21 protein-coding genes are annotated in these 23,109 nt (G+C 66.2%); 13 read left to right on the forward strand and 8 right to left on the reverse strand.

From position 1 onward, the window contains the following. Positions 1-17 precede the first annotated feature (17 nt). The gene (gene hslO / locus KVG96_RS23240; protein WP_085581958.1) at positions 18-920 is read right to left on the reverse strand and encodes an Hsp33 family molecular chaperone HslO; all 903 of its coding nucleotides are present in this window, start codon (positions 918-920) and stop codon (positions 18-20) included. A gap of 103 nt (positions 921-1,023) precedes the next feature. Here hslO and KVG96_RS23245 point away from each other — a divergent pair, with 103 nt between their 5' ends. After that, positions 1,024-1,824, forward strand: coding sequence for a phosphatase PAP2 family protein (locus KVG96_RS23245; RefSeq protein WP_217894110.1), 801 nt, complete (start codon positions 1,024-1,026; stop codon positions 1,822-1,824). Positions 1,825-1,900: 76 nt separating this feature from the next. On the opposite strand, the gene KVG96_RS23250 is transcribed toward KVG96_RS23245, so the two are convergent. Next, complete coding sequence (locus KVG96_RS23250) at positions 1,901-2,308, reverse strand: RNA-binding S4 domain-containing protein (protein ID WP_085581962.1); 408 nt, start codon at positions 2,306-2,308, stop codon at positions 1,901-1,903. A 178-nt stretch (positions 2,309-2,486) separates the two neighbouring features. Here KVG96_RS23250 and rimB point away from each other — a divergent pair, with 178 nt between their 5' ends. Further along, a complete protein-coding gene (gene rimB / locus KVG96_RS23255; protein WP_085581964.1) occupies positions 2,487-2,966 on the forward strand; it encodes a retropepsin-like aspartic endopeptidase RimB in 480 nt (159 codons plus the stop codon). Further along, positions 2,963-3,868, forward strand: a complete 906-nt coding sequence (gene rimK / locus KVG96_RS23260; RefSeq protein ID WP_217894111.1) for a 30S ribosomal protein S6--L-glutamate ligase — start codon at positions 2,963-2,965, stop codon at positions 3,866-3,868. The genes rimB and rimK overlap by 4 nt, the downstream gene beginning before the upstream one ends. 137 nt (positions 3,869-4,005) lie before the next feature. Here rimK and KVG96_RS23265 read toward each other — a convergent pair whose 3' ends face one another. Both KVG96_RS23265 and ompR read right to left on the reverse strand, forming a co-directional pair. After that, entirely contained in the window at positions 4,006-5,319 is a 1,314-nt protein-coding gene (locus tag KVG96_RS23265) for an ATP-binding protein (protein WP_085581966.1), read from the reverse strand. 101 nt (positions 5,320-5,420) lie between these two features. Continuing rightward, entirely contained in the window at positions 5,421-6,161 is a 741-nt protein-coding gene (gene ompR / locus KVG96_RS23270; protein WP_085581968.1) for an osmolarity response regulator transcription factor OmpR, read from the reverse strand. Between the two features lie 363 nt (positions 6,162-6,524). Here ompR and KVG96_RS23275 point away from each other — a divergent pair, with 363 nt between their 5' ends. From KVG96_RS23275 to tauD, 7 genes are all read left to right on the forward strand, one after another. Further along, the gene (locus KVG96_RS23275) at positions 6,525-8,849 is read left to right on the forward strand and encodes a Tex family protein (RefSeq protein ID WP_217894112.1); all 2,325 of its coding nucleotides are present in this window, start codon (positions 6,525-6,527) and stop codon (positions 8,847-8,849) included. Then, positions 8,846-9,232 carry a PaaI family thioesterase gene (locus tag KVG96_RS23280; RefSeq protein WP_217894113.1) on the forward strand — a complete coding sequence of 129 codons (387 nt, stop codon included), beginning with the start codon at positions 8,846-8,848 and terminating at the stop codon, positions 9,230-9,232. The genes KVG96_RS23275 and KVG96_RS23280 overlap by 4 nt, the downstream gene beginning before the upstream one ends. 258 nt (positions 9,233-9,490) lie before the next feature. Then, positions 9,491-11,074, forward strand: coding sequence for a glutamate--cysteine ligase (gene gshA, locus KVG96_RS23285; RefSeq protein WP_217894114.1), 1,584 nt, complete (start codon positions 9,491-9,493; stop codon positions 11,072-11,074). A gap of 214 nt (positions 11,075-11,288) precedes the next feature. Then, positions 11,289-12,266 carry a taurine ABC transporter substrate-binding protein gene (tauA, locus tag KVG96_RS23290; protein ID WP_217894115.1) on the forward strand — a complete coding sequence of 326 codons (978 nt, stop codon included), beginning with the start codon at positions 11,289-11,291 and terminating at the stop codon, positions 12,264-12,266. A 16-nt stretch (positions 12,267-12,282) separates the two neighbouring features. Then, the gene (tauB, locus tag KVG96_RS23295; RefSeq protein ID WP_217894116.1) at positions 12,283-13,077 is read left to right on the forward strand and encodes a taurine ABC transporter ATP-binding subunit; all 795 of its coding nucleotides are present in this window, start codon (positions 12,283-12,285) and stop codon (positions 13,075-13,077) included. Further along, the gene (gene tauC / locus KVG96_RS23300; protein ID WP_085631895.1) at positions 13,074-13,913 is read left to right on the forward strand and encodes a taurine ABC transporter permease TauC; all 840 of its coding nucleotides are present in this window, start codon (positions 13,074-13,076) and stop codon (positions 13,911-13,913) included. Before tauB ends, tauC begins: the two co-directional genes overlap by 4 nt. A gap of 110 nt (positions 13,914-14,023) precedes the next feature. Next, the gene (gene tauD / locus KVG96_RS23305) at positions 14,024-14,866 is read left to right on the forward strand and encodes a taurine dioxygenase (RefSeq protein ID WP_217894117.1); all 843 of its coding nucleotides are present in this window, start codon (positions 14,024-14,026) and stop codon (positions 14,864-14,866) included. Between the two features lie 129 nt (positions 14,867-14,995). Here the strand turns inward: tauD and mgrA are convergent, their stop codons facing one another. Further along, on the reverse strand, positions 14,996-16,033 hold the full coding sequence (mgrA, locus tag KVG96_RS23310) for an L-glyceraldehyde 3-phosphate reductase (protein ID WP_217894118.1): 1,038 nt from the start codon (positions 16,031-16,033) through the stop codon (positions 14,996-14,998). A 272-nt stretch (positions 16,034-16,305) separates the two neighbouring features. Next, positions 16,306-17,211, reverse strand: a complete 906-nt coding sequence (locus KVG96_RS23315) for a LysR family transcriptional regulator (RefSeq protein WP_217894119.1) — start codon at positions 17,209-17,211, stop codon at positions 16,306-16,308. 123 nt (positions 17,212-17,334) lie between these two features. Here KVG96_RS23315 and KVG96_RS23320 point away from each other — a divergent pair, with 123 nt between their 5' ends. Both KVG96_RS23320 and KVG96_RS23325 read left to right on the forward strand, forming a co-directional pair. Next, positions 17,335-18,075, forward strand: coding sequence for an SDR family oxidoreductase (locus KVG96_RS23320; protein ID WP_217894120.1), 741 nt, complete (start codon positions 17,335-17,337; stop codon positions 18,073-18,075). A 136-nt stretch (positions 18,076-18,211) separates the two neighbouring features. Next, positions 18,212-18,472: a hypothetical protein gene (locus tag KVG96_RS23325; protein WP_085581990.1), complete on the forward strand. Its 261-nt coding sequence runs from the start codon at positions 18,212-18,214 to the stop codon at positions 18,470-18,472. Positions 18,473-18,495: 23 nt separating this feature from the next. On the opposite strand, the gene betT is transcribed toward KVG96_RS23325, so the two are convergent. Together betT and epsC are read right to left on the reverse strand one after the other, a co-directional pair. Next, positions 18,496-20,496, reverse strand: a complete 2,001-nt coding sequence (gene betT, locus KVG96_RS23330) for a choline transporter BetT (RefSeq protein ID WP_264082387.1) — start codon at positions 20,494-20,496, stop codon at positions 18,496-18,498. 302 nt (positions 20,497-20,798) lie between these two features. Next, complete coding sequence (gene epsC / locus KVG96_RS23335) at positions 20,799-21,725, reverse strand: serine O-acetyltransferase EpsC (RefSeq protein ID WP_217894121.1); 927 nt, start codon at positions 21,723-21,725, stop codon at positions 20,799-20,801. Between the two features lie 190 nt (positions 21,726-21,915). Here epsC and KVG96_RS23340 point away from each other — a divergent pair, with 190 nt between their 5' ends. Then, positions 21,916-22,908: a D-cysteine desulfhydrase gene (locus KVG96_RS23340; protein ID WP_217894122.1), complete on the forward strand. Its 993-nt coding sequence runs from the start codon at positions 21,916-21,918 to the stop codon at positions 22,906-22,908. The last annotated feature ends 201 nt before the right edge of the window (positions 22,909-23,109 follow it).

A 23,109-nucleotide genomic window follows, 5' to 3' on the forward strand; every position in this document is an offset into this window, starting at 1 on the left:
ACCTGCGCTGAACCGTTTTAGTGCCGGGTATCTGACGGTGTCTCGACACCCGCGCCGGCGAACAATTGAGCGATATCCGCTGCGTCGAACAGGTACCGCTCGTTGCAGAACTGGCAATCGATCTCGACCTGGCCGCCGTGTTCGGCCACCAGCTGCTGCGCGTCCTCCAGGCCCAGGCTGACCAACGCATTGCCCGAACGCTCCCGGGAGCAACTGCAGCGGAAACGCAGTTTCTGCACGTCGAACAGGCGCACCTGCTCTTCATGGTAGAGGCGGTGGAGCACGGTTTCGTTGTCCAGGCTCAGCAGTTCGTCGGCGGTCAGGGTGCTGGCCAGCGCGGTGATGTGCTGCCAGCTCGCGGCGCGTTCCTCTTCGTCCTTCAGGCGGTCGGCCGGCAGTTGCTGCAGCAGCAGGCCCCGGGCGCGGCGGCCGTCGGCGTACAGCTTGAAGCGGGTGCCCACCTGCTGGGACATGACGAAGTAGTTGGTGAAGCAGTCGGACAGGGTCTCGCCGTCGAGGTCGACGATGCCCTGGTAGCGCTGGCCGGCGGTCGGGTCGACGGTCAGGGCCAGCACGCCGTTGGGCATCAGGTCGGCCAGGGAGGCGTTCGGCGCGATCTGATCGGCGTGGTAGCGGGCCAGGCCACGGATCTCGCGCTCGCTGGAGCACTCGATCATCAGCAGCGGCACCGGGCCTTCGGAGCGGGCCTGAAGGATCAGCAGACCGTCGAACTTCAGGGTGCCCACCAGCAGCGAGGCGGCCGCCATGAGCTCGCCCAGCAACTGCGCCACCGGCTCCGGATAGGGGTGCTTGGCGAGGACTTCGGCGTAGCTGCGCTCCAGCGCCACCAGTTCGCCGCGGGTGTCGCTGTCATCGAAGATGAAGCGTTGGGTGTAGTCGGTATCCGGGAAATCGGTCATGGGCTCGGTATCTGAATAAGATGACAAAATGGTTACAAGAGATGAAAATTTGCGCTTCTTGGCACCCTTTTTGGTGCGCTCGTTCTGCCACGGGAGGCATTTTATGAACAATCCGGGTTTGTTCCAATCAAGGTGGAACCTCGGCCGGCTGGTTCTGTGCAACGCGGTGCCGTTGGCACTGCTGGCTTTCTGGTTATGGCCTACGGGCCAGATGCTGTGTTCGGTTTTCGACGAGTGGCTGTTCCGCTCACTCAACGCGCCATTGGCCAGCAACCCCATATGGCTCCACATCTGGGCAATTGCAAGTCTGCGCCCTTTCGACATCGTGGTCGGCCTGATCCTTCTGACGCTGCTGATCAAGGGCGACTGGGTCTTCAAGGCCACCGACGTGCGCCGCGCCTTCTTCGGTTTCTTCTCGATCCTGCTGCTGATGGTGGTCATCCGCGCCCTGTTCTCCAAGTTCGCCGACCACATGGGCTGGCAGCACAGCAGCCCGTCGATGGTGCTGGAGGGTGCGGTGCACATCAGCGACTTCTTCCCGCACCTGGAAAAGACCTGGGAGCTGAAGGACCGCTCGAGCCAGAGCTTCCCCGGTGACCACGCTTCGGTGCTGCTGATCTGGGCGCTGTTCATGGGCGTGTTCAGCCGCACCGCCGGCCAGCGTCTGACGGTCTGGGGCCTGGCGCTGCTGTTCATGCTGCCGCGGCTTGTGGCCGGCGCGCATTGGGGCCAGGACGACTACATCGGCGGCCTGCTGCTGGCCGTGTGGGCGTTGGGCTGGGGCTACTGCACACCGTTTGCGCACCACGCCGCGAACTTCTGGCTGAAGGTGACGGCACCGGTCTTCGCCCTGCTGGGCAAGTTGCCCGTGGTGTCGCGGATGAGTGTGGTGCGCGGCGTCTGATACCGCCTCGGTTGCGGGCAGGCTCGCTCCCCCACTGATCGACCGGGCCTGCCCTGAAGCCAACGAAACAGCGGCGTCATTCGCCGCTGCTGCTCCCACGAAACTTGAACAGGTCCCGCCGCTGTTTCTTGCTCGGCTTGCCGTCGGTGCTCACCCCCAGCGCGCCGGCCTTGCGCATCGCCGCTGCCGCTTCGCGCTTGGCGACGCTGGCGTCGGTCTCGGCATACAGCGTCTGCGCCTCGGGCGCGCCGCGGCGCACGATCGACAACGCCTGAACCACCACCGTGCGCTCATCGAAGCCGGTGCGGATCTCGAATTCATCGCCGATGCGTGGCTCTTTGCCAGGCTTGCAACGCTCCCCCCGACAATGCACCTTGCCGCTCTCGATGGCCGCCTTGGCCAACGCACGGGTTTTGTAGAACCGCGCCGCCCACAGCCATTTGTCGAGACGGACCTTGTCGTCCTCTTCGCTTTTTTGTGCCATGGATTTTCCTCATTCTGAAATATTGGTGAACTGTACTACCGTTTCTGTCGTGCCATGAACGGCGCCGTCCCGGATTACAATCCGGCCCGCAGATATCTGTCGCCTTTTAACCCTTATTCTGCGTGAATACCGCCATTGCGGCCCCCGGGCCGGACGGTCTCACCGGCTGAGCATTTTTTTGAAGACATTTGACCATTTGACCGTCGTCGGTCTGCGCGAGTGGGTGGCGCTCCCGGATCTGGGAGTGGCGGGCCTGCGGGCGAAGATCGACACCGGCGCCAGCACCTCCAGCCTCCACGCCACCGACATCGAGCCGTTCGAGCGCGACGGCGAGAAATGGGTGCGATTCACCGCGCACCTGGGCACGGTGGTGCAACTGCGCCACCGGCGCTGCGAAGCGCCGCTGGTCACCCGCAAGACCATCAAGAGCTCCAACGGCCAGGCCCAGGTGCGCTACGTGATCAGCACCACCCTGGCCCTGGGCGACCGGGTCTGGCCGGTCGAGTTCACGCTCGCCTGCCGCAAGTCCATGCGCTATCGCCTGCTGCTCGGTTCCAAAGCCCTGATCGACGGCCAGCTGGTGGTCAGTCCGGGCGTCAAGTATGTACAAGACAAGCCGGTGTTCCCGGTATCTACCTCCTCCACAGGTGTTGCATGAAGATCGCTGTGCTGTCGCGGAACCCGCGTCTGTATTCCACCCGCCGTCTGGTCGAAGCCGGAACCGAGCGCGGGCATGAAATGGTGGTGATCGACACCTTGCGCGCCTACATGAACATCGCCAGCCACAAGCCGCAGATCCACTACCGCGGCAAGCCGCTGGAAGGCTTCGACGCGGTGATCCCGCGGATCGGCGCGTCGGTGACGTTCTACGGCTGCGCGGTGTTGCGCCAGTTCGAGATGATGGGGGTGTTTCCGCTCAACGAATCGGTGGCCATCGCCCGTTCGCGGGACAAGCTGCGTTCGCTGCAACTGCTGTCGCGCCGGGGCATCGGCCTGCCCGTGACCGGCTTCGCCCACTCGCCGGACGACATTCCCGACCTGATCGACATGGTCAACGGCGCCCCGCTGGTGATCAAGGTGCTGGAAGGCACCCAGGGCATCGGCGTGGTGCTGTGCGAAACCGCGACCGCCGCCGAATCCGTGATCGAGGCGTTCATGGGCCTGAAGCAGAACATCATGGTGCAGGAGTACATCAAGGAAGCCGGCGGCGCGGACATCCGCTGCTTCGTGGTCGGCGACAAGGTGATCGCGGCGATGAAGCGCCAGGCCAAGCCGGGGGAATTCCGCTCCAACCTGCACCGCGGCGGCAGCGCCAGCCTGATCAAGATCACCCCCGAGGAACGCATGACCGCCCTGCGGGCCGCCAAGGTGATGGGCCTGACCGTGGCTGGCGTGGACATCCTGCGCTCCAATCACGGGCCGCTGGTGATGGAGGTGAACTCCTCGCCCGGCCTGGAAGGGATCGAGACCACCACCGGCAAGAACGTGGCCGGGATCATCATCGAACACCTCGAGAAGAATGCCGGGCCGAACATGACCCGCACCAAAGGCAAGGGGTGAGGGGCAGCTGCAAGCCGCAAGCCGCAAGCCGCAAGCTGCAAGCTGCAAGCTGCAAGCCGCAAGCCGCAAGCCGCAAGCCGCAAGCCTCAAGCTTGAAGCTTGAAGCTTGAAGCTTGAAGCTTGAAGCTTGAAGCCCCCTAAACCGCATCCCGCGGCAGCATCAACCCCAACGGCAACCGCACCCGCGCCTCCAGCCCGCCGCCGGAGCGGTTGCGCAACTCGACGTTGCCGCCGTGCATCGAAGCGATCCGCTTGACGATCGCCAGGCCCAGCCCTGTGCCCTTGCCGCCCCGTGCGCGGTCGCCACGGGTGAACGGGTTGAAGATCGCCTCCAGCTCCGCCGGGTCGATCCCCGCCCCGCGGTCCATCACGCTCAGCACCACATACGGGGCGCTGGTGTCGCCGGACACGTAGGCCGCCACTTCCACGCCGCTGCCCGCATGGTTCAGCGCGTTGCCGATCAGGTTGTTGAGCAAGCGTTTCATCGACACCCGACGCAGCGGGAACGGCTGGATCGGCTCCAGGCGCAGGCGCACCTTTTCCTCGTTCTGGTTGTACGGCGCCGCCACCTCGCGCACCAGGTCGCTCAGGTCCACCTCCTCCACCGTCTCGTCCCGTCCGTCACGGATGAAGGCCAGGAACTGGTCGAGGATCGCGTCCATGTCTTCGATGTCGCGCACCATGTCGTTGGTCAGGTCGGTGCGGTCGCCCATCAGCTCCAGCGACAGGCGCAGCCGGGTGAGCGGCGTGCGCAGGTCGTGGGAAACCCCGGCCAGCATCAGCTCGCGCTCGCGGCCGGCCTGCTCCACGTCTTCGGCCATCTGGTTGAAGGCGCGGTACACCTCGGTCATCTCGCTGGGGGTGTCGCTGATCGGCAGCCGCACGCTGCGGCCCTGGCCGAGTTGCCGGGCGGCATAGACCAGGCGCTTGAGCGGCTGGTTGAGCTGGCTGACGAAGATCCACGCCGACGCAGTGGACAACAGCCCGATGGCCAGGAACCAGCCGAGCACGTTCCAGATCTTCTGCCCGCGCAACGGGTGCGGGTACAGCGGCACCTTCAGCCAGCCGTCGCCCAGGCTCGGCGCCCGCACCCACAAGGCCGGCGGCGAATGCATGCGCAGGCGCACTTCGGTGTCGGCGCCGAGTTCGGCCTGCATCTGCCGCTGGTAGATCTCGCTGTACGGCCAATGCTGCTCGCCTTCCGGCACCCCGGCGCCCACCACCCGGATCAGGGTCGCGGCATCGGCGATCTTCGCGCGGTTCTCTTCGTCGGCCGCCCAATAGGCGCGCAGCGTCAGGGCGACGCCGTGGCTGTACTGGCGGTCCACCAGCACGTCCTCGTTCATCAGCAGGTACACCAGGGTCAGGGCCTTGGAGAACAGCACGACGATGAGCACCAGCCACAGGGTGCGGGAGAAGAAACTTTGGGGGAACCAGACGGGGGTCTTCATGAATAGCCGCTACACGCTTGCAGGAGCGAGCCATGCTCGCACATTGCGGAGGGCGAGTCTGCCGGCGAACATCCGCCAGACCCGCTACTGCAGATCACCGGTCACTTGGTGGAGTTGCCGTCCGGCACGAACACATAACCCACGCCCCAGACGGTCTGGATGTAGCGCGGTTTGGACGGATCGGGTTCGATCATCCGGCGCAGACGGGAAATCTGCACGTCGATGGAGCGCTCCAGCGCATCCCATTCCCGGCCACGGGCCAGGTTCATCAGCTTGTCGCGGGTCAGCGGCTGGCGGGCGTTCATCACCAGTGCCTTGAGCACCGCGAATTCGCCGGTGGTCAGCATGTGCACTTCGTCACCGCGCTTGAGTTCGCGGGTGGCCAGGGACAGCACGTAATCGCCGAAGGTGACGTTTTCGTCTTCGCTGCCCGGTGCGCCCGGCACGGCCGGGGCCTGACGGCGCAGCACCGCCTTGACGCGGGCCATCAGCTCGTCGGGGTTGAACGGCTTGGCCAGGTAATCGTCGGCGCCCAGTTCCAGGCCCTTGATGCGGCTCAACTCGTCGCCCTTGGCGGTGAGCATGATGATCGGAATCTGATTGTTCGCGGCCCGCAGGCGGCGGCATGCGGTCAGGCCGTCTTCGCCGGGCAGCATCAGGTCGAGGACGACCAGGTTGAACACTTCGCGGGACAGCAGGCGGTCCATCTGCTCGGTGTTCGGTACGGCGCGGGCACGGTAGCCCTTGCTGACGAAGAAGCGTTCCAGCAGGCTGCTCAGCCCCGGATCGTCGTCAACGATGAGAATTTTTTCGCCTTCAGCAGTTTGTGCAGTGCTGCTCATTGGATGCTCCTTTTAGCTCGGCGCGCATTATGGCGTAGCTGCCGTTATACGCACCGTGTGCATTGTTAGCAGATTTTTCCTTCACTGCCAGAAAACCGGGGCTTGTGCCTACAAGGCTCAACGCCCCCGAATGACAGAACGCCGGTTATAATGCGCGGCCTTTTGTGCCAGGCAACGTCTGAATCGTTACCGTTGGTGGCCACTCCCTATTTTTCATGTCCACCGCAGTAATCGTTCGGTTTCACGGGTCAATGGTCTGCTCCCTTGGCCCAGGCAGCGGCAAGCGCCAGGCCGCACAACCAGGTTCCGGGCCTTCATCCTTCGCGCCTGCGGACCTGCTTTCACAATTTGTCAGGTGGTTTTATGGACAGCATCAACAGCCGCATCGCCGAGGAACTCGGCGTACGCCCGCAACAGGTCGAAGCGGCCGTCGCGCTACTCGATGAAGGCTCTACCGTTCCCTTCATCGCCCGTTACCGGAAAGAAGTGACCGGCAGCCTCGATGACACCCAGCTGCGTCATCTGGAAGAGCGCCTGCGCTACCTGCGCGAACTCGACGAACGGCGCATCAGCATCCTCGCCAGCATCCAGGAGCAGGGCAAGCTCACGCCCGCCCTCGAGCGCGACATCAAGCTCGCCGACACCAAGACCCGCCTCGAAGACCTGTACCTGCCGTACAAGCAGAAGCGCCGCACCAAGGGCCAGATCGCCCTGGAAGCCGGCCTCGGCGAGCTGGCCGACGGCCTGTTCAACGACCCGTCGCTGACGCCGGAAGCCGAAGCCGCGCGCTTCATCGACGCCGACAAGGGCGTGGCCGACGCCAAGGCCGCCCTCGAGGGCGCCAAGTACATCCTCATGGAGCGCTTCGCCGAAGACGCCGGCCTGCTGGAGAAACTGCGCACCTTCCTCAAGCAGGAAGCCACGATCAGCGCCCGCGTGATCGCCGGCAAGGAAGAGGAAGGCGCCAAGTTCCGCGACTACTTCGAACACGACGAACCGCTCAAGAGCATGCCGTCGCACCGCGCCCTGGCGATCTTCCGCGGCCGCAACGAAGGCATCCTCAGTTCGGCCCTGAAGGTCGGCGAGGAACTGCCGGGCACCCTGCACCCGTGCGAAGGCATGATCGGCCAGCACGTCGGCATCCAGAACCAGAACCGCCCCGCCGACAAGTGGCTGGGCGAGGTGGTGCGCTGGACCTGGAAGGTCAAGCTCTACACCCACCTGGAGACCGACCTGCTCGGCGAACTGCGCGACGGCGCCGAAACTGAAGCGATCAACGTGTTCGCCCACAACCTGCACGACCTGCTGCTGGCCGCCCCGGCCGGCCCGCGCGCGACCCTGGGCCTGGACCCGGGCCTGCGCACCGGCTGCAAGGTCGCGGTGGTGGACGCCACCGGCAAGCTGCTGGACCACGCCACGGTCTACCCGCACGTGCCGCACAACAAGTGGGACCAGACCCTGGCCATCCTGGCGGCCCTGTGCGCCAAGCATTCGGTCGACCTGATCGCCATCGGCAACGGCACCGCCAGCCGCGAGACCGACAAGCTGGCCATCGAGCTGATCAAGAAATACCCGGCCATGAAAATGACCAAGGTCATGGTGTCCGAGGCCGGCGCGTCGGTGTACTCGGCCTCGGAACTGGCCGCCAAGGAATTCCCGGACCTGGACGTGTCGATCCGCGGCGCGGTGTCCATCGCCCGCCGCCTCCAGGATCCGCTGGCGGAGCTGGTGAAGATCGATCCGAAATCCATCGGCGTCGGCCAGTACCAGCACGACGTGTCGCAGCTGAAGCTGGCGCGCAGCCTGGACGCCGTGGTCGAGGACTGCGTGAACGCCGTGGGCGTGGACGTGAACACCGCGTCCGTGGCCCTGCTGGCGCGCATCTCCGGCCTCAACGCCACCCTGGCGCAGAACATCGTCGCCCACCGTGACGAGCACGGCGCGTTCAAGACCCGCGCCGCGCTGAAGAAAGTCGCGCGCCTGGGCGAGAAGACCTTCGAGCAGGCCGCCGGCTTCCTGCGCGTGATGAACGGCGACAACCCGCTGGACGCTTCGGCCGTGCACCCGGAAGCCTATCCGCTGGTCAAGCGCATCGCCGCCGAGACCGACCGCGACATCCGCTCGCTGATCGGCGACACCGGGTTCCTCAAGCGCCTGGATCCGAAGAAGTTCACCGACGAGACCTTCGGCCTGCCGACCGTCACCGACATCCTCCAGGAACTGGACAAGCCGGGCCGCGACCCGCGTCCGGAATTCAAGACCGCCGAGTTCCAGGAAGGCGTCGAAGACCTCAAGGACCTGCAGCCGGGGATGATCCTCGAAGGCGTGGTGACCAACGTCACGGCGTTCGGTGCGTTCGTCGACATCGGCGTGCACCAGGACGGTCTGGTGCACATCTCGGCGCTGTCGGAGAAGTTCATCAAGGATCCGCGCGAGGCGGTGAAGGCCGGCGACGTGGTGAAGGTCAAGGTCATGGAAGTCGACATCCCGCGCAAACGCGTCGGCCTGTCGATGCGCATGAGCGACACGCCGGGCGAGAAGATCGACGGCGCCCGCGGCTCGCGTCCGGGCTCGGCGCCGCGCCAGGGCTCGAACAACGCGCCGCGCAAGGAAACCGCCACCGCCGCACCGGCCAACAACGCCATGGCGTCCCTGTTCGCCAACGCCAAGCAGTTGAAGAAGAAGTGACGGACATTCCCGTCGGGCTCGTCGAGAGCGCGTTCTTCAAGCTGTTGGGCTGCCGCCTGCACAGCCTGGAGACCGGGGTGGCGCAAGTCGCCCTGGCGCTGGAGCCGCAGCTGCGCAACCGCGGCGGCAAGCTGCACGGCGGCGCGCTGTTCAGCCTGGTCGACATCGCCATGGGGCTGGCCTGCTCCAGCGCCCATGGCTTCGACCAGCAGAGCGCGACCATCGAGTGCAAGATCAACTACATCCGCGCCGTGTCCGACGGCGAGGTGCTGTGCACGGCCCGGGTGATCCACCCGGGCCGGCGCACGCTGGTGGTCGAGGCCGACGTGATGCAGGGCGACAAGCTGGTCGCAAAAGCGCAAGGCACGTTCGCTGTCCTGTAGCTTGCCGTCACCGATTTGGGTTAATTTCGGCGCAACGAAACCTGTGGGAGCGAGCCTGCTCGCGAAGAGGGTGCATCAGTTGGCTGACACACCGCCTTCGCGAGCAGGCTCGCTCCCACAGGGATTGTGCAGTTCTTGACTGACCGGCAAACGGCCTGCCGCTCCAAAACCAGGCGAAAACGCCAGTTTCAACTTCACCCTTGTAGACCGTCCTGCCCACCCCCATATTGGGGCGACTGACGCGTGAAGGAATCCAAATTGAGCGAACTTCTCAACCGCCGCCTGGCCCTGCTCGGCGAGCGCGCCAACCTCTCCCTGCTCGAGCAGTGCCTGCACGGCATCGAACGTGAATGCCTGCGCGTGACCGGCGAGGGCCGCCTGGCGCAGACGCCGCACCCCGAGGCCCTGGGTTCCGCGCTGACCAACGAACAGATCACCACCGACTACTCCGAGTCGCTGCTGGAGTTCATCACGCCTGCCCTGCCCGACCCGTCCGACACCCTGGCCAGCCTGGAGCGCATCCACCGCTTCGCCTACAGCAAGCTCGGCAACGAGTACCTGTGGAGCCCGTCGATGCCGTGCCCGCTGCCGGCCGAGGAAGACATCCCGATCGCGTACTACGGCACCTCCAACATCGGTCGGCTCAAGTACGTCTACCGTCAGGGCCTGGCGCTGCGCTACGGCAAGACCATGCAGTGCATCGCCGGGATCCACTACAACTTCTCCCTGCCGGAAAAGCTCTGGCCGCTGCTCAAGCAGGCCGAGGGCACCGGCGGCAGCGACCGCGACTTCCAGTCCGCGTCCTACATCGCCCTGATCCGCAACTTCCGCCGCTACAGCTGGCTGCTGATGTACCTGTTCGGCGCTTCGCCGGCGCTGGACGCAGGCTTCCTGCGCGGCCGCCCGCACCAGCTCGAACAGCTGGATCCGGACACCCTGTACCTGCCCTACGCCACCAGCCTGCGCATGAGCGACCTGGGTTACCAGAGCAACGCCCAGGCCGGCCTGACGCCGTGCTACAACGACCTGTCCAGCTACACCGACAGCCTGCGCAAGGCCGTCGCCACGCCGTATGCGCCGTACGTCGAGATCGGCACGCACCAGGACGGCGAGTGGGTGCAGTTGAACACCAACATCCTGCAGATCGAAAACGAGTACTACTCCAACATCCGCCCCAAACGCGTGACCTACACCGGCGAACGGCCGATCCAGGCGCTGATGGCCCGCGGCATCCAGTACGTCGAAGTGCGCTGCCTGGACATCAACCCGTTCCTGCCGATGGGCATCGACGTCACCGAGGCGCGTTTCCTCGACGCGTTCCTGCTGTATTGCGCGCTCAACGACAGCCCGCTGCTGACCGGCACCAGTTGCGGCAACGCCACGTCGAACTTCCTCAGCGTGGTCAAGGAAGGCCGCCGTCCCGGCCTGCAGCTGCAGCGTGACGGCCAGCCGGTGGACATGAAGCAATGGGCGGGCGAACTGCTGGAGCACATCGCGCCGCTGGCGGCCCTGCTGGATCGCAGCCAGGGCGGCGATGCCCACGGCAAGGCGCTCGACGCGCAGCGGGCCAAGGTCAGCGACCCGTCGCTGACGCCATCGGCCCAGGTGCTGGCGGCGATGGCCGCGCACAAGGAAAGCTTCGCGCAGTTTTCCCTGCGCCAGAGCCAGGCCCATGCCGATTTCTTCCGCAGCGAGCCCCTGGCCGCCGAGGAGCAAACCCGTTTCGAAGCGCTGGCGCGCTCGTCGCTGGAGCAGCAGGCGGAGCTGGAGCAGAACGAGGTCGGCGATTTCGACGTATTCGTGGGGGCCTACCAGGCGAGCATCCTGGCGATCAGCAACTGACCGCCCCTGGGGCCAGGGGATTGCTCCCGCCGGGTCGCGGAGCGGGCCCAAACTTCCGGCTGCTGCGCAGCCGGGCGGGAGCATGCTCCCTCGCCACAAGGCTTTAGATTTTTCCGCTCATAAGTTAATTCTAAAAAGTTATTTATTTTTAGATTCTTAGATCATTTAGTCTCCTTTCACGCCGACGACCGGTGGCCTGACAAGGAGCTCCCCCATGAAACTGAATGTCCCGCTTCGCCTGCTGGCGGTGGCCACCCTGGCCGCCGCAAGCTTCCTGGCCCAGGCCGCCGACCTCACCGTCGCCTACCAGACCACCGTCGACCCGGCGAAAGTCGCCCAGGCCGACGGCGCCTACGAGAAAGCCACCAAGGCCGACATCAGCTGGCGCAAGTTCGACAACGGCGCCGACATCATCGCCGCCATCGCCTCCGGCGACGTGCAGATCGGCTACCTCGGCTCCAGCCCGCTGACCGCGGCGGTCACCCGCAAGGTGCCGGTGGAGACCTTCCTCATCGCCACCCAGATCGGCGCCGCCGAAGCGCTGGTCGCCCGCGACGGCGCCGGCATCAAGACACCGCAGGATCTGGTCGGCAAGAAAATCGCCGTGCCGTTCGTGTCCACCGGCCACTACAGCCTGCTGGCCGCCCTGAAGCACTGGAACATCGACCCGTCGAAAGTCACCGTGCTCAACCTCGCGCCGCCGGCGATCATCGCCGCGTGGAAACGCGGTGACATCGACGCCACCTACGTCTGGGATCCGGCCCTGGGCGTGGCCAAGGAAAACGGCAAGGTGCTGATCACCTCCGGCGAGCTGGCCAAGTTCGGCGCGCCGACCTTCGATGCGTGGATCGTGCGCAAGGACTTCGCGCAGAAGCATCCGGAGATCGTCACCGCGTTCGCCAAGGTCACCCTCGACGCCTACGCCGACTACCGCAAGGACCCGAAAGCCTGGCTCGCCGAGCCGAGCAACGTCGACAAGCTGGTGAAGCTGTCCGGCGCCAAGGCCAGCGACATTCCGCTGCTGCTGCAAGGCAACGTCTACCCGCTGGCGGCGGACCAGGTCAACGACCTCGGCGCGCCGACCACCAAGGCCATCACCGACACCGCCGTGTTCCTCAAGGAGCAAGGCAAGGTCGAGGCCGTGCTGCCGGACTACGCGCCGTACGTCAGCGCCAAGTACATCACCAACTGATCGGGAGTCGACCGCGATGGCCTTGCTTTCGCTGGAGCGCATCAGCGCACAGTACCCCGGCAGCCCGGAACCGGTGTTGTCGGATGTTTCCCTGACCCTCGGCCCCCGGCAACTGCTGGTGGCCCTCGGCCCGTCCGGCAGCGGCAAGACTTCGCTGTTGAACCTGATCGCCGGTTTCGTCGCCCCCAGCGCCGGGCGCATCACCCTCGACGGCGTGCCGGTCAAAGGGCCTGGCGCCGAACGCGGCGTGGTGTTCCAGGACGACGCCCTGCTGCCCTGGCAGGACGTGCTGGCCAATGTCGCCTTCGGGCTCGAACTGGCCGGCGTGCCCCGGGACAAGCGCGAGCGGCGCGCCCGGGAGATGCTCGCCCTGGTGGACCTGGCCGGTTTCGAGAGCCGCCGCGTCTGGCAGCTCTCCGGCGGCCAGAAGCAGCGTGTCGGCCTGGCCCGTGCCCTGGCCGCCGATCCGCGCGTGCTGCTGATGGACGAACCGTTCGGCGCCCTCGACGCCTTCACCCGCGAACAGATGCAGGAGCTGTTGCTGCAGGTCTGGCAACGCACCGCCAAACCGGTGTTCCTGATCACCCACGACATCGAGGAGGCGGTGTTCCTCGCCACCGACCTGATCCTGCTGGCGCCCAACCCCGGGCAGATCGTCGAACGCCTGCACCTGGGCTTCGGCCAGCGCTACGCCGCCGGCGAACCGGCGCGGTCGATCAAGTCCGACCCGCGCTTCATCGAAACCCGCGAACACGTGCTCGGCAAAGTGTTCTCCCAACGCAACGCCGTCCGGCTCCAGGAGCGCGCATGAGCAGCTACGACGTTTCCGCCGCCACGGTGAAACCTTCCAAACCCTCGACCGCCATTGCGGCGCGGCGCAGCCTGAGCACCCGCTGGATCAGCGTGCTGACCCTGTTCGCCCTGCTGCTGGCCTGGTGGGCGGTGACCGCCACCGGCCTGATCGAACCGCTGTTCCTGCCGCCGCCCGCCGCCGTGCTGCAAAAGGGCTGGTTGCTGGCCACCAGCGGCTACATGGACTCGACCCTGTGGCAGCACCTGGGCGCCAGCTTGAGCCGCATCGGCCTGGGCCTGGGCTTCGCCATCCTGACCGCCGTGCCGGTGGGCATCGCCATCGGCGCCAACCGCATCGCCCGCGGCGTGCTCGATCCGCTGATCGAGTTCTACCGGCCGATCCCGCCGCTCGCCTACCTGCCGCTGATCGTGATCTGGTGCGGCATCGGCGAGGTGTCGAAAGTGCTGCTGATTTACCTGGCGATCTTCGCCCCGATCGCGATCGCCACCGCCACCGGCGTGCGCACGGTCGACCCGGCCAAGCTGCGGGCGGCCCAGTCGCTGGGCGCCACCCGCGGGCAGCTGATCCGCCATGTGATCCTGCCCAGCGCCCTGCCGGACATCCTCACCGGCATCCGCATCGGCCTCGGCGTGGGCTGGTCGACCCTGGTCGCCGCCGAACTGATCGCCGCCACCAGCGGGCTGGGCTTCATGGTGCAGTCGGCGGCGCAGTTTCTGGTGACCGACGTGGTGGTGCTGGGGATCCTGGTCATCGCCCTGATCGCCTTCGCCATGGAAATGGGCCTGCGCGCCCTGCAACGCAGACTGGTGCCGTGGCACGGCCAGGCCCACTGACTGTTCCCCTCGTGGGAGCCCGCCTGCTGGCGATGGCGCCCGCCCAGGCGCCGCAGACAGTCGCTCCCACCGCTTGAACCGCCCCCACCCCGAACATTGATGAGAACCCCATGAGCAGCCTGAACATCGTCCCCTTAAGCCCGGCCCTCGGCGCGCAGATCAGCGGCGTCGACATCAGCCAGCCATTGAGCCAGGAACAGCGCGACGCCATCGGCCAGGCGCTGCTCAAGCACCAGGTGCTGTTCTTCCGCGACCAGCCCGTCGAGCCTGCGCAGCAGGCGCGCTTCGCGGCGTACTTCGGCGACCTGCACATCCATCCGATCTACCCCAACGTGCCGGAACAACCCGAGGTGCTGATCCTCGACACCGCCGTCACCGACGTGCGCGACAACGCGATCTGGCACACCGACGTGACCTTCCTGCCGACCCCGGCGATGGGCGCGGTGCTCAGCGCCAAGCTCTTGCCGGAGTACGGCGGCGACACTCTGTGGGCCAGCGGCATCGCGGCCTATGAAGCGCTGTCGGCGCCGATGAAGGCCCTGCTCGAAGGGCTGACCGCCACCCACGATTTCACCCGCTCGTTTCCGCTGGAGCGCTACGGCAACACGCCCGAAGCGCTGGCGCAGTGGGAAGAGGCGCGGCGCAAGAACCCGCCGCTGTCGCACCCCGTGATCCGCACCCACCCGGTGAGCGGACGCCGCTCGCTGTTCGTCAACGAAGGCTTCACCTCGAAAATCAATGAACTGTCGGAGACCGAGAGCGAGGCGATCCTCAAGTTCCTGTTCGCCCACGCCACCCGGCCGGAGTTCACCATCCGCTGGCGCTGGCAGAAGGATGACATCGCGTTCTGGGACAACCGCGTGACCCAGCATTACGCGGTGGACGACTACCGCCCGGCGCGGCGGGTGATGCAGCGGGCGACGGTGCTGGGGGATGTGCCGTTCTTTCGCTGACGGCTGCATCGCCGGCGACGGCCCTATCGCCAGCAGGCTGGCTCCCACAAGAGGCATGCACTTCCCTGTGGGAGCCGGCTTGCCGGCGATGACTGTGTGACAGGCGCCGCAGGATCCGGCGCCTGACGCTTACTCGGCCGTCGACGGTTTCTCCCACAGATTGATCCCGCCCTCCTGGGCGAACCGGTCGATTTCCGCTAGCTCTTCGGCGCTGAAGCTCAGGTTCTTCAGTGCCCCGACGTTCTCGATGATCTGCTCCGGCCGGCTCGCGCCGATCAGCGCCGAGGTCACCCGCGGATCGCGCAGCGTCCAGGCCAGCGCCAATTGCGCCAGGCTCTGGCCACGACGCCGGGCGATCTCGTTCAAGGCCCGCACATGGGCGATGTTGGCCTCGGACAGGTGCGACGCCTGCAGCGAACCGCCGCCCGGACGGTTGACCCGCGCATCCGCCGGCACGCCGTTGAGGTACTTGTCGGTCAGCAGGCCCTGCGCCAGCGGAGTGAAAGCGATCACCCCAGTGCCGAGTTCGTCGGTGGTGTCGAGCAGGTCCTTCTCCACCCAGCGGTTGAGCAGGTTGTAGGCCGGCTGGTGGATCAGCAGCGGCACTTTCCATTCCTTGAGCAGCGCGGCGATCTCGCGGGTCTTCACCCCGGAGTACGACGAGATGCCGACGTACAGCGCCTTGCCCTGCTGCACGGCGGTGGCGAGGGCGCCGGCGGTCTCCTCCAGCGGGGTGTCCGGGTCGAAGCGGTGGGAATAGAAGATGTCCACGTAGTCCACGCCCAGCCGTTGCAGGCTCTGGTCGAGGCTGGCCAGCACGTACTTGCGCGAACCGCCGCCCTGGCCGTAAGGGCCCGGCCACATGTCCCAGCCGGCCTTGCTGGAGATGATCAGCTCGTCGCGGTAGCCCTTGAAGTCTTCGCGCAGCAGTCGGCCGAAGTTGATCTCGGCGCTGCCGTAGGGCGGGCCGTAGTTGTTGGCCAGGTCGAAGTGGTTGATCCCCAGGTCGAACGCCGTGCGCAGCAAGGCGCGCTGGGTGTCGATCGGCGTACTGTCGCCGAAGTTGTGCCACAGGCCCAGGGACAGCGCCGGCAGCACCAGGCCGCTGCGGCCCACGCGGCGGTAAGGGATGGCGTCGTAGCGGTTTTCGGCAGCGGTGTAGGTCATCGGATCCTCTCTTGCATGGGTTTCAGCCATCGGCGGCCGGACGTTTCCTGTGGCGAGGGCGCTCGCTCCCGCTCGGTTGCGCAGCGACCGTCGGTGCCACGGTGCTTCGACCAACCTGAGCTGCTCAGCATACGCCCAAGCGGGGCCATGCCCACCTCGGATTCGACCTATGGCTGAATCGTTTCACATTGGCAAGGGACAAACCGCCTGCACCCGTCACCACAGATCCTTGCGGGAGCCGGCCTGCTGGCGAGAACGTCGGCCGGAACACCTCAAACCTCGGCCTGACGCGGAACCTGCGCAAAGACCTCGCTCAACCAATCCACAAACACCCGCACCCGTGGCGACAGGTGCCGGTTGTGCGGGTACAGCACCGACACCGGCATCGGTGGCGGCGGCATGTCGGGCAGGACTTCCCGTATCAGGCCTTGGTCGATCTGGCGCTGCATGCGGTAGTGCGGGCACTGGATCAGGCCCAGACCGGCGATGGCCGAGGCCGCGTAGATCTCGGCGCCGGACACCGAGACCGCGCCGTCGATGGCGACCTCCGTGCGTTCGCCGTCGACCATGAACTCGAAGGGAAACACCCGGGTGGCATTGCGCGAGACGTAGTTCACCGCACGGTGGTCTTTCAGCTCGGCCAGGCTGCGGGGCTCGCCGAACCTGCGCAGGTAAGCGGGGCTGGCGCAGGTGATCTGCCGCAGGCTGGCCACGCGCTTGCCGATCAGGGTCGAGTCGCCGAGGGTGCCGGCGCGCAGCACGCAATCGACGCCTTCGGCGATCAGGTCGACGAAGCGGTCGGCCTCGCTGATCGACAGTTCGATGTCCGGGTAGCGCGCCATGAACTGCGGCAACGCCGGGATCACGAAATGCCGCGCCAACGTCCCTTGCAGGTCGACCCGCAGCCGCCCCTTCGGCGCCACACTGCGAAACGCCAGTTCGGCGTCCTCCAGCTCCGCGAGCAGTTGCACGCAACGCCGGTAGTAAGCCTCGCCGTCCAGGGTCGGGCGCACCTTGCGTGTGCTGCGCTCCAGCAGGCGCGTGCCGAGCCAGGCCTCGAACTGGTTGAGGGTGTGGGTCAGCGTGGCCCGGGGCAGGTTCAGGTCGGCGGCGGCCAGGGTGAAGCTGCTGCGTTCGTAGATCCGCACGAACGCCTTCATCGCTTTGACTTGATCCACGGCGGGCTCCCGGCCTTCGATTGTTGGCGGATATTGAACAGTCAAGGCAACTTTGCGGCATTTATCCAGCGCAGGCAAACAGGTGAAATGGCCCCCACTTCCCCCGCACACAGGAACACAGCCATGACCCAGCACACCCCGAAAGTCGCCCTCGTGACCGGCGCCTCCCGCGGCATCGGCGCGGTGATCGCCAAGCAATTGGCCGAGGACGGTTTCGCCGTCGCCGTCAATTACGCCCACAGCGCCGACGAGGCCTCCCGGCTCGTCGTCGAACTGCGCCAGGCCGGCCACCGAGCCATGGCCATCCAGGGCGACGTGGCCGACGCCGCCGACGTGCGGCGCCTGTTCGACGAAACCGAAGCGCACCTGGGCAAGGTCGACGCGCTGGTGAACAACGCCGGCATCCTCAAGGTGCTGCCGCTGGCGCAGCACAGCGACGAGCTGTTCGAGCAGACTTTCAACATCCACGCCCGCGGCACCTTCAACACGATGCGCGAGGCGGCGGCGCGGCTGAACGACGGCGGACGGATCATCAACTTCTCCAGCAGCACCGTCGGCCTCAACCTGCCGGGCTACGCGGTGTACATCGCCAGCAAGGCGGCAGTGGAATCGTTGACCCAGGTGTTCGCCAAGGAAATGCGCGGGCGCAATGTCACGGTCAACGCCGTGGCGCCGGGACCGGTGGCCACCGAGCTGTTCCTGCACGGCAAGAGCGAAGAGCAGATCCAGGCCTACGCGAAGATGCCGCCGCTGGAGCGCCTGGGGCAGCCGGAGGACATTGCCCGGGTGGTGTCGTTCCTGGCGAGCCCGGCGGCGGACTGGGTCAACGGACAGGTCCTGCGGGCCAACGGCGGGCTGGTTTGACTATGCTTTGAACAAGCCCGCAGCGGCCCCGTCGCCGGCAGGCTGACGCCCACAGAAGAACGCGTTGCGATGTGGGGGCCAGCCTGCCGGCGATGGCGCCCGCCCAGGCGAAACGACACCGACAGGCAGCCCCTTCATGCACACCACCATCATCATCACCTTCGGCCTGATCCTGCTGGCGCTGATGCTGTACATCGGCGAACGCATCGGCTTTTCCCGCCAGACCCTGGCCTACGGCTTCGCCGCCCTGTGGCTGGCGCTGACGGTGATCAACGGCGCGGTCGGCATGGTGCACGGCAAGCAGACGCTGAGCACCGAACTGATGGTCGGCAGCGCCGTGTTCGGCGTGCCGGTGGCGGCGATGGTGCTGTTCATGGTGCTGAGCGCCGAGGCCTGAAGCCGCCCCGGCGCCCGCCGGGCTCAACGCACCAGGTGCAGGAACTGCATGTGCCGTTCGTACTGGTCGAGGATGTCGTTGATGATCTGCTCCTTGGTGTAGCCGACCAGATCGTAGTCCTGGCTGCCCTCGCTCAAATGCACTTCGGCGCGGTAGTAGCGGCGGTTGTTGAGCTGCTTGGAGCCCATGCCGCCCCGGGCGAACGACGGCGTGAAATAGCCGCGCATCTGCACCTGGTAGATGAACGGGTGCAGTTCGCCATGGCCGATCTCCAGGCTGACGCTGTCGTGGGCCGGGTCCGGCTGCGTGACCACGTGCAGACCCTTCTCGACGAACACCGCCGTCACCTCTTCGATGGCCGGCTTCACGGTGCTGTCCATGAACCGGTACACCTCGTCCCGGGACGGGAAATGCACCGCCTGGCTCAAGCGCTGCCGCCAGCCGCCCTTGCCGCGCCGCGAGCCGGACACCGGCGCCAGCGAATGCAATTGCGCGATCTGCTTCTGCGACTCCAGGTAGAACGCCTTGTGCAGCCCCCACATCATCAGCAGCAGGATCAGCGAGAACGGCAGCGAGGTCAGCACCACCGCCGACTTCAGCGCATCGATGCTGCCGGAGAACAGCAGCGCGCTGGTGATCAGCGCCGTCATCGCGCCCCAGAACACCCGCAGCCATTTCGGCCCGTCCTCGTCCGGGCCGCCGCCCTTGGCCGACAGGGTCGAGAGCACCACGGTGCCGGAGTCGGCGGAGGTGACGAAGAACACGAAGCTGATGAACACCGTCACCGCGATGACGGTCTTGCTCCACGGGTAGGTCTCCAGCAGCAGGTAGAGGGTCATCGACGGGTCGTCGATGGCCGACAGGCCGAGGGCCGTCATGCCGTGGTTGAGCACCTGGTCGATGGCGCTGTTGCCGAAGATCGACATCCACGCCAGGGTGAAGCCCAGCGGAATCAGCAGCACGCCGAAGACGAATTCGCGGATGGTGCGGCCCCGGGAGATCCGCGCGATGAACAGGCCCACGAACGGCGACCAGGCGATCCACCAGGCCCAGTAGAACACCGTCCAGCCGCCGAGCCAGTCGCTGGGCTTGTCGTAGGCGTAGAGGTCGAAGCTCTTGGTCGGCAACGCGCCGAGGTAATCGCCCAGGTTCTGGATCAGGGTGTTGAGCAGGTGCTGGGTGGGCCCGGCGAACAGCACGAACAGCAGCAGCGCGCAGGCCAGCAGCATGTTGATGTCGGACATCACCCGCACGCCCTTGTCGACCCCGGACACGGCGACGGTGATCGCCGCGCCCATCATCAGGACGATCAGGCCGACCTGGATCCACTGGGTGTGGGCGATGCCGAACAGATAGTCCAGGCCGGAGTTGAGGTGCAGCACGCCGAAGCCCATGTCCGCGCCGAGGCCGAACACCGTGGCGATGATGCCGAAGCCGTCCACCGCGTAGCCGATGGGGCCGTTGATGCGTTTGCCGATCAGCGGATAGAGCGCCGAGCGCAGGGCCAGCGGCAAGTTGTGGCGGTAGGCGCAGTACGCCAATGCCATGCCGACGAAGGCGAACACGCCCCAGCCGTGCAGGCCCCAGTGCAGGAACAGGATCTGCATCGCCTGGCGCGCGGCGTCCGCCGTGCCGGCCTCGCCCTGGGGCGGCTGGAGCATGTGGGTCAGGGGTTCCGACACGCAGAAGAAAAACAGGGTGATGCTGATCCCGGCGGCGAACAGCATGCCGGCCCAGGACAGGTAACTGAATTCGGGCTCGTCGTGGTCGGCACCGAGCTTGATCTTGCCGTAGCCAGACAGCGCGGTGACCACCACGAAGACCAGATACAGGGTCATCGCCAGCATGTAGTACCAGCCGACCGTGTTGGCCGCCCAGTCCTGGGCCTTCAGCAGCCAGGCGCCGGCCGCCTCCGGCAGGGAAATCACGACGAGGCCGAACAGCAGGATGACTGTCGCGGCGAACCAGAACACCGGTGGGTTCATGCGCACCTGGGCGCTGGCGGGGGTGGACGATGCACTCATGGACGGTGCACCTCGAAGGGGTGGAACATGGCTGAAATGATCGGACTCAGCAAAGGCAAGCCTCCTGTTGTGAGCGGGCAGCGGACGGCCGGTTTAACTTGAATGAACGTTCAAGTTAAACATGGATAGCACGCTAAGGACTAATCGCAAGGCCGAGCGGTCGCTTGGCCTTGCGGGCTCAAGGAGGGTTATGACGCAGGTTCGGAGGGATTCGTTCAGTGGAAAGTTGGCCGCGTGCCACTATCCGCACCGGCCTGAATCCATTCGACTGGCGCCGCAGGACCATCAACCGGAGTGCGCCGTCACTTCTGCGTCCCGTCGTCATGCTGCAGGTTGGCCTGGGTCAGGTTGCTGCCCGCCGGCACGCTGCGGGTCAGCCACACGTTGCCGCCGATGGTCGAGCCCTGGCCGATGGTGATGCGCCCCAGGATGGTCGCCCCGGCGTAGATCACCACGTCGTCCTCGACGATCGGGTGTCGCGGGTGGCCCTTCTGCAACTGGCCGTCCTCGTCCGCCGGGAAACGCTTGGCGCCCAGGGTCACCGCCTGGTAGATCCGCACCCGCTCGCCGATGATCGCGGTTTCGCCGATCACCACGCCGGTGCCGTGGTCGATGAAGAAGCTCGGGCCGATCTGCGCGCCGGGGTGGATGTCGATGCCGGTGGCCGAGTGGGCGATCTCCGAGCTGATCCGCGCCAGCAGCGGCAGGCCCGCACGGTACAGGTGATGGGCCAGGCGATGGTGGATCACCGCCAGGATGCCCGGGTAGCACAGCAGCACCTCGTCGACGCTGCGCGCCGCCGGATCGCCGTGGTAGGCCGCCAGCACGTCGGTGTCGAGCAGACTGCGCAGGCCCGGCAGGGCCAGGGCGAAGTCCTGGACGATCCGGATCGCCCGGGACTCGACCTCGGTGTCGGCCTGGGCGCTGTGGCGGGCGACGTAGCGCAGTTCGAGCCGCGCCTGGACGAGCAACGCATTCAGGGCGACGTCGAGGGTATGGCCGACATAGAAGTCCTCGCTTTCCTCACGCAGGTCCACCGGCCCCAGGCGCATCGGAAACAACGCCCCGCACAGGGCCTCGAGGATCTCCGCCATCGCCGCCCGGGATGGCAGTTCGCGCCCGCCCTGTTCGCCGGTGGCCCGGCCGTTCCGGGTACGCCACAGGTCCCGCGCGGTACGCAGTTGGCTGACGATGGTCTGCAGTTGCCAATGGCTGGAACGCTCGCTCACGGTAAAGACTCCTCACCGGCGGCCGGACTGTCGGGCCGCCTCAACGGCGACTACTTTACGGCATGGCCCCGAGCGCGAATTAAGAACCGATAGTGCTGGCCTAAGCACGTTTGGCTATAAGCGATTGGCGGTTGCCCCGGTAAAACGCCATGCCTATAGTCCTGTGATCTTCCTCCGCCAGTACAGGCCCATGATCAAACAACAGCTGGACCGCTTTCATCGTCTCGACCTGCTCGGCCAACCCACTCCCCTGGAAAAACTCGATCGCCTCTCCGCCTGGCTGGGCCGCGACATCTACTTCAAGCGCGACGACCTGACCCCGCTGGCCATGGGCGGCAACAAGCTGCGCAAGCTCGAATACCTCGCCGCCGACGCCCTCGCCCAGGGCGCCGACACCCTGATCACCGCCGGCGCCCTGCAGTCGAACCACGTGCGCCAGACCGCGGCGATCGCCGCCAAACTGGGCCTGGGCTGCGTGGCGCTGCTGGAGAACCCGCTGGGCACCGACGACGGCGACTACACCGGCAACGGCAACCGCCTGCTGCTGGATCTGTTCGACGCCAAGGTGGAGTTGGTCGACAACCTCGACAACGCCGACGAGCAACTGGCGGCCCTCGCGGTGCGCCTGCGCAGCAACGGCAAGAAGCCGTACCTGGTGCCCATCGGCGGCTCCAACGCCCTCGGCGCTTTGGGTTACGTGCGGGCCGGCCTGGAACTGGCCGGACAGATCAAGGACACCGGCCTGGACTTCGCCGCCGTGGTGCTGGCCTCCGGCAGCGCCGGCACCCACAGCGGCCTGGCCCTGGCCCTGAACGAAGCGTTGCCGGCGCTGCCGGTGATCGGTGTGACCGTCTCGCGCAGCGAAGAGGACCAACGCCCGAAAGTGCAGGGCCTGGCCGAACGCACCGCCGACCTGCTGGGCGTGGCGCTGCCGGACAGTTTCAAGGTGCGCCTGTGGGACGAATACTTCGGCCCGCGCTACGGCGAACCGAACGCCGGCACCCTGGCGGCGGTGAAGCTGCTGGCCAGCCAGGAAGGCGTGCTGCTCGACCCGGTCTACACCGGCAAGGCCATGGCCGGCCTGCTCGACGGCATCGGCCGCGGGCGCTTCGACGACGGCCCGGTGATCTTTCTGCACACCGGCGGCGCGCCGGCGCTGTTCGCCTACAAGGACTTCCTGTAGGGCCCGTGGCGAGGGAGCGAGCTCCCTCGCCGCAGGAGGCTGCGCATATATTCAAATTGGAAATAACAAAAATAAAAACCATTATTTTCAATTCTAAGCGAGCAATCATATAGTCTCCCCGCGGGCGAATTTCGCGGGAGACGCATAAGCTGCTTTAGGGCACGATAGCGCAGTCGTCCAATTCCCGGATTCGCCAACTTT

Origin of the sequence: Pseudomonas ekonensis (assembly GCF_019145435.1) — a bacterium.
Lineage (GTDB): Bacteria > Pseudomonadota > Gammaproteobacteria > Pseudomonadales > Pseudomonadaceae > Aquipseudomonas > Aquipseudomonas ekonensis.

Bases quoted from the DNA above. Each gene is read 5' to 3' on its own strand.
- mgrA (WP_217894118.1), bottom strand. From the start codon at position 16,033: ATGACCTACACCGCTGCCGAAAACCGCTACGACGCCATCCCTTACCGC.
- betT (WP_264082387.1), bottom strand. From the start codon at position 20,496: ATGAGTGCATCGTCCACCCCCGCCAGCGCCCAGGTGCGCATGAACCCA.
- tauA (WP_217894115.1), top strand. From the start codon at position 11,289: ATGAAACTGAATGTCCCGCTTCGCCTGCTGGCGGTGGCCACCCTGGCC.
- KVG96_RS23340 (WP_217894122.1), top strand. From the start codon at position 21,916: ATGATCAAACAACAGCTGGACCGCTTTCATCGTCTCGACCTGCTCGGC.
- rimK (WP_217894111.1), top strand. From the start codon at position 2,963: ATGAAGATCGCTGTGCTGTCGCGGAACCCGCGTCTGTATTCCACCCGC.
- KVG96_RS23245 (WP_217894110.1), top strand. From the start codon at position 1,024: ATGAACAATCCGGGTTTGTTCCAATCAAGGTGGAACCTCGGCCGGCTG.
- tauC (WP_085631895.1), top strand. From the start codon at position 13,074: ATGAGCAGCTACGACGTTTCCGCCGCCACGGTGAAACCTTCCAAACCC.
- hslO (WP_085581958.1), bottom strand. From the start codon at position 920: ATGACCGATTTCCCGGATACCGACTACACCCAACGCTTCATCTTCGAT.
- KVG96_RS23320 (WP_217894120.1), top strand. From the start codon at position 17,335: ATGACCCAGCACACCCCGAAAGTCGCCCTCGTGACCGGCGCCTCCCGC.
- KVG96_RS23325 (WP_085581990.1), top strand. From the start codon at position 18,212: ATGCACACCACCATCATCATCACCTTCGGCCTGATCCTGCTGGCGCTG.
- ompR (WP_085581968.1), bottom strand. From the start codon at position 6,161: ATGAGCAGCACTGCACAAACTGCTGAAGGCGAAAAAATTCTCATCGTT.
- KVG96_RS23250 (WP_085581962.1), bottom strand. From the start codon at position 2,308: ATGGCACAAAAAAGCGAAGAGGACGACAAGGTCCGTCTCGACAAATGG.
- KVG96_RS23275 (WP_217894112.1), top strand. From the start codon at position 6,525: ATGGACAGCATCAACAGCCGCATCGCCGAGGAACTCGGCGTACGCCCG.
- KVG96_RS23265 (WP_085581966.1), bottom strand. From the start codon at position 5,319: ATGAAGACCCCCGTCTGGTTCCCCCAAAGTTTCTTCTCCCGCACCCTG.
- tauD (WP_217894117.1), top strand. From the start codon at position 14,024: ATGAGCAGCCTGAACATCGTCCCCTTAAGCCCGGCCCTCGGCGCGCAG.
- tauB (WP_217894116.1), top strand. From the start codon at position 12,283: ATGGCCTTGCTTTCGCTGGAGCGCATCAGCGCACAGTACCCCGGCAGC.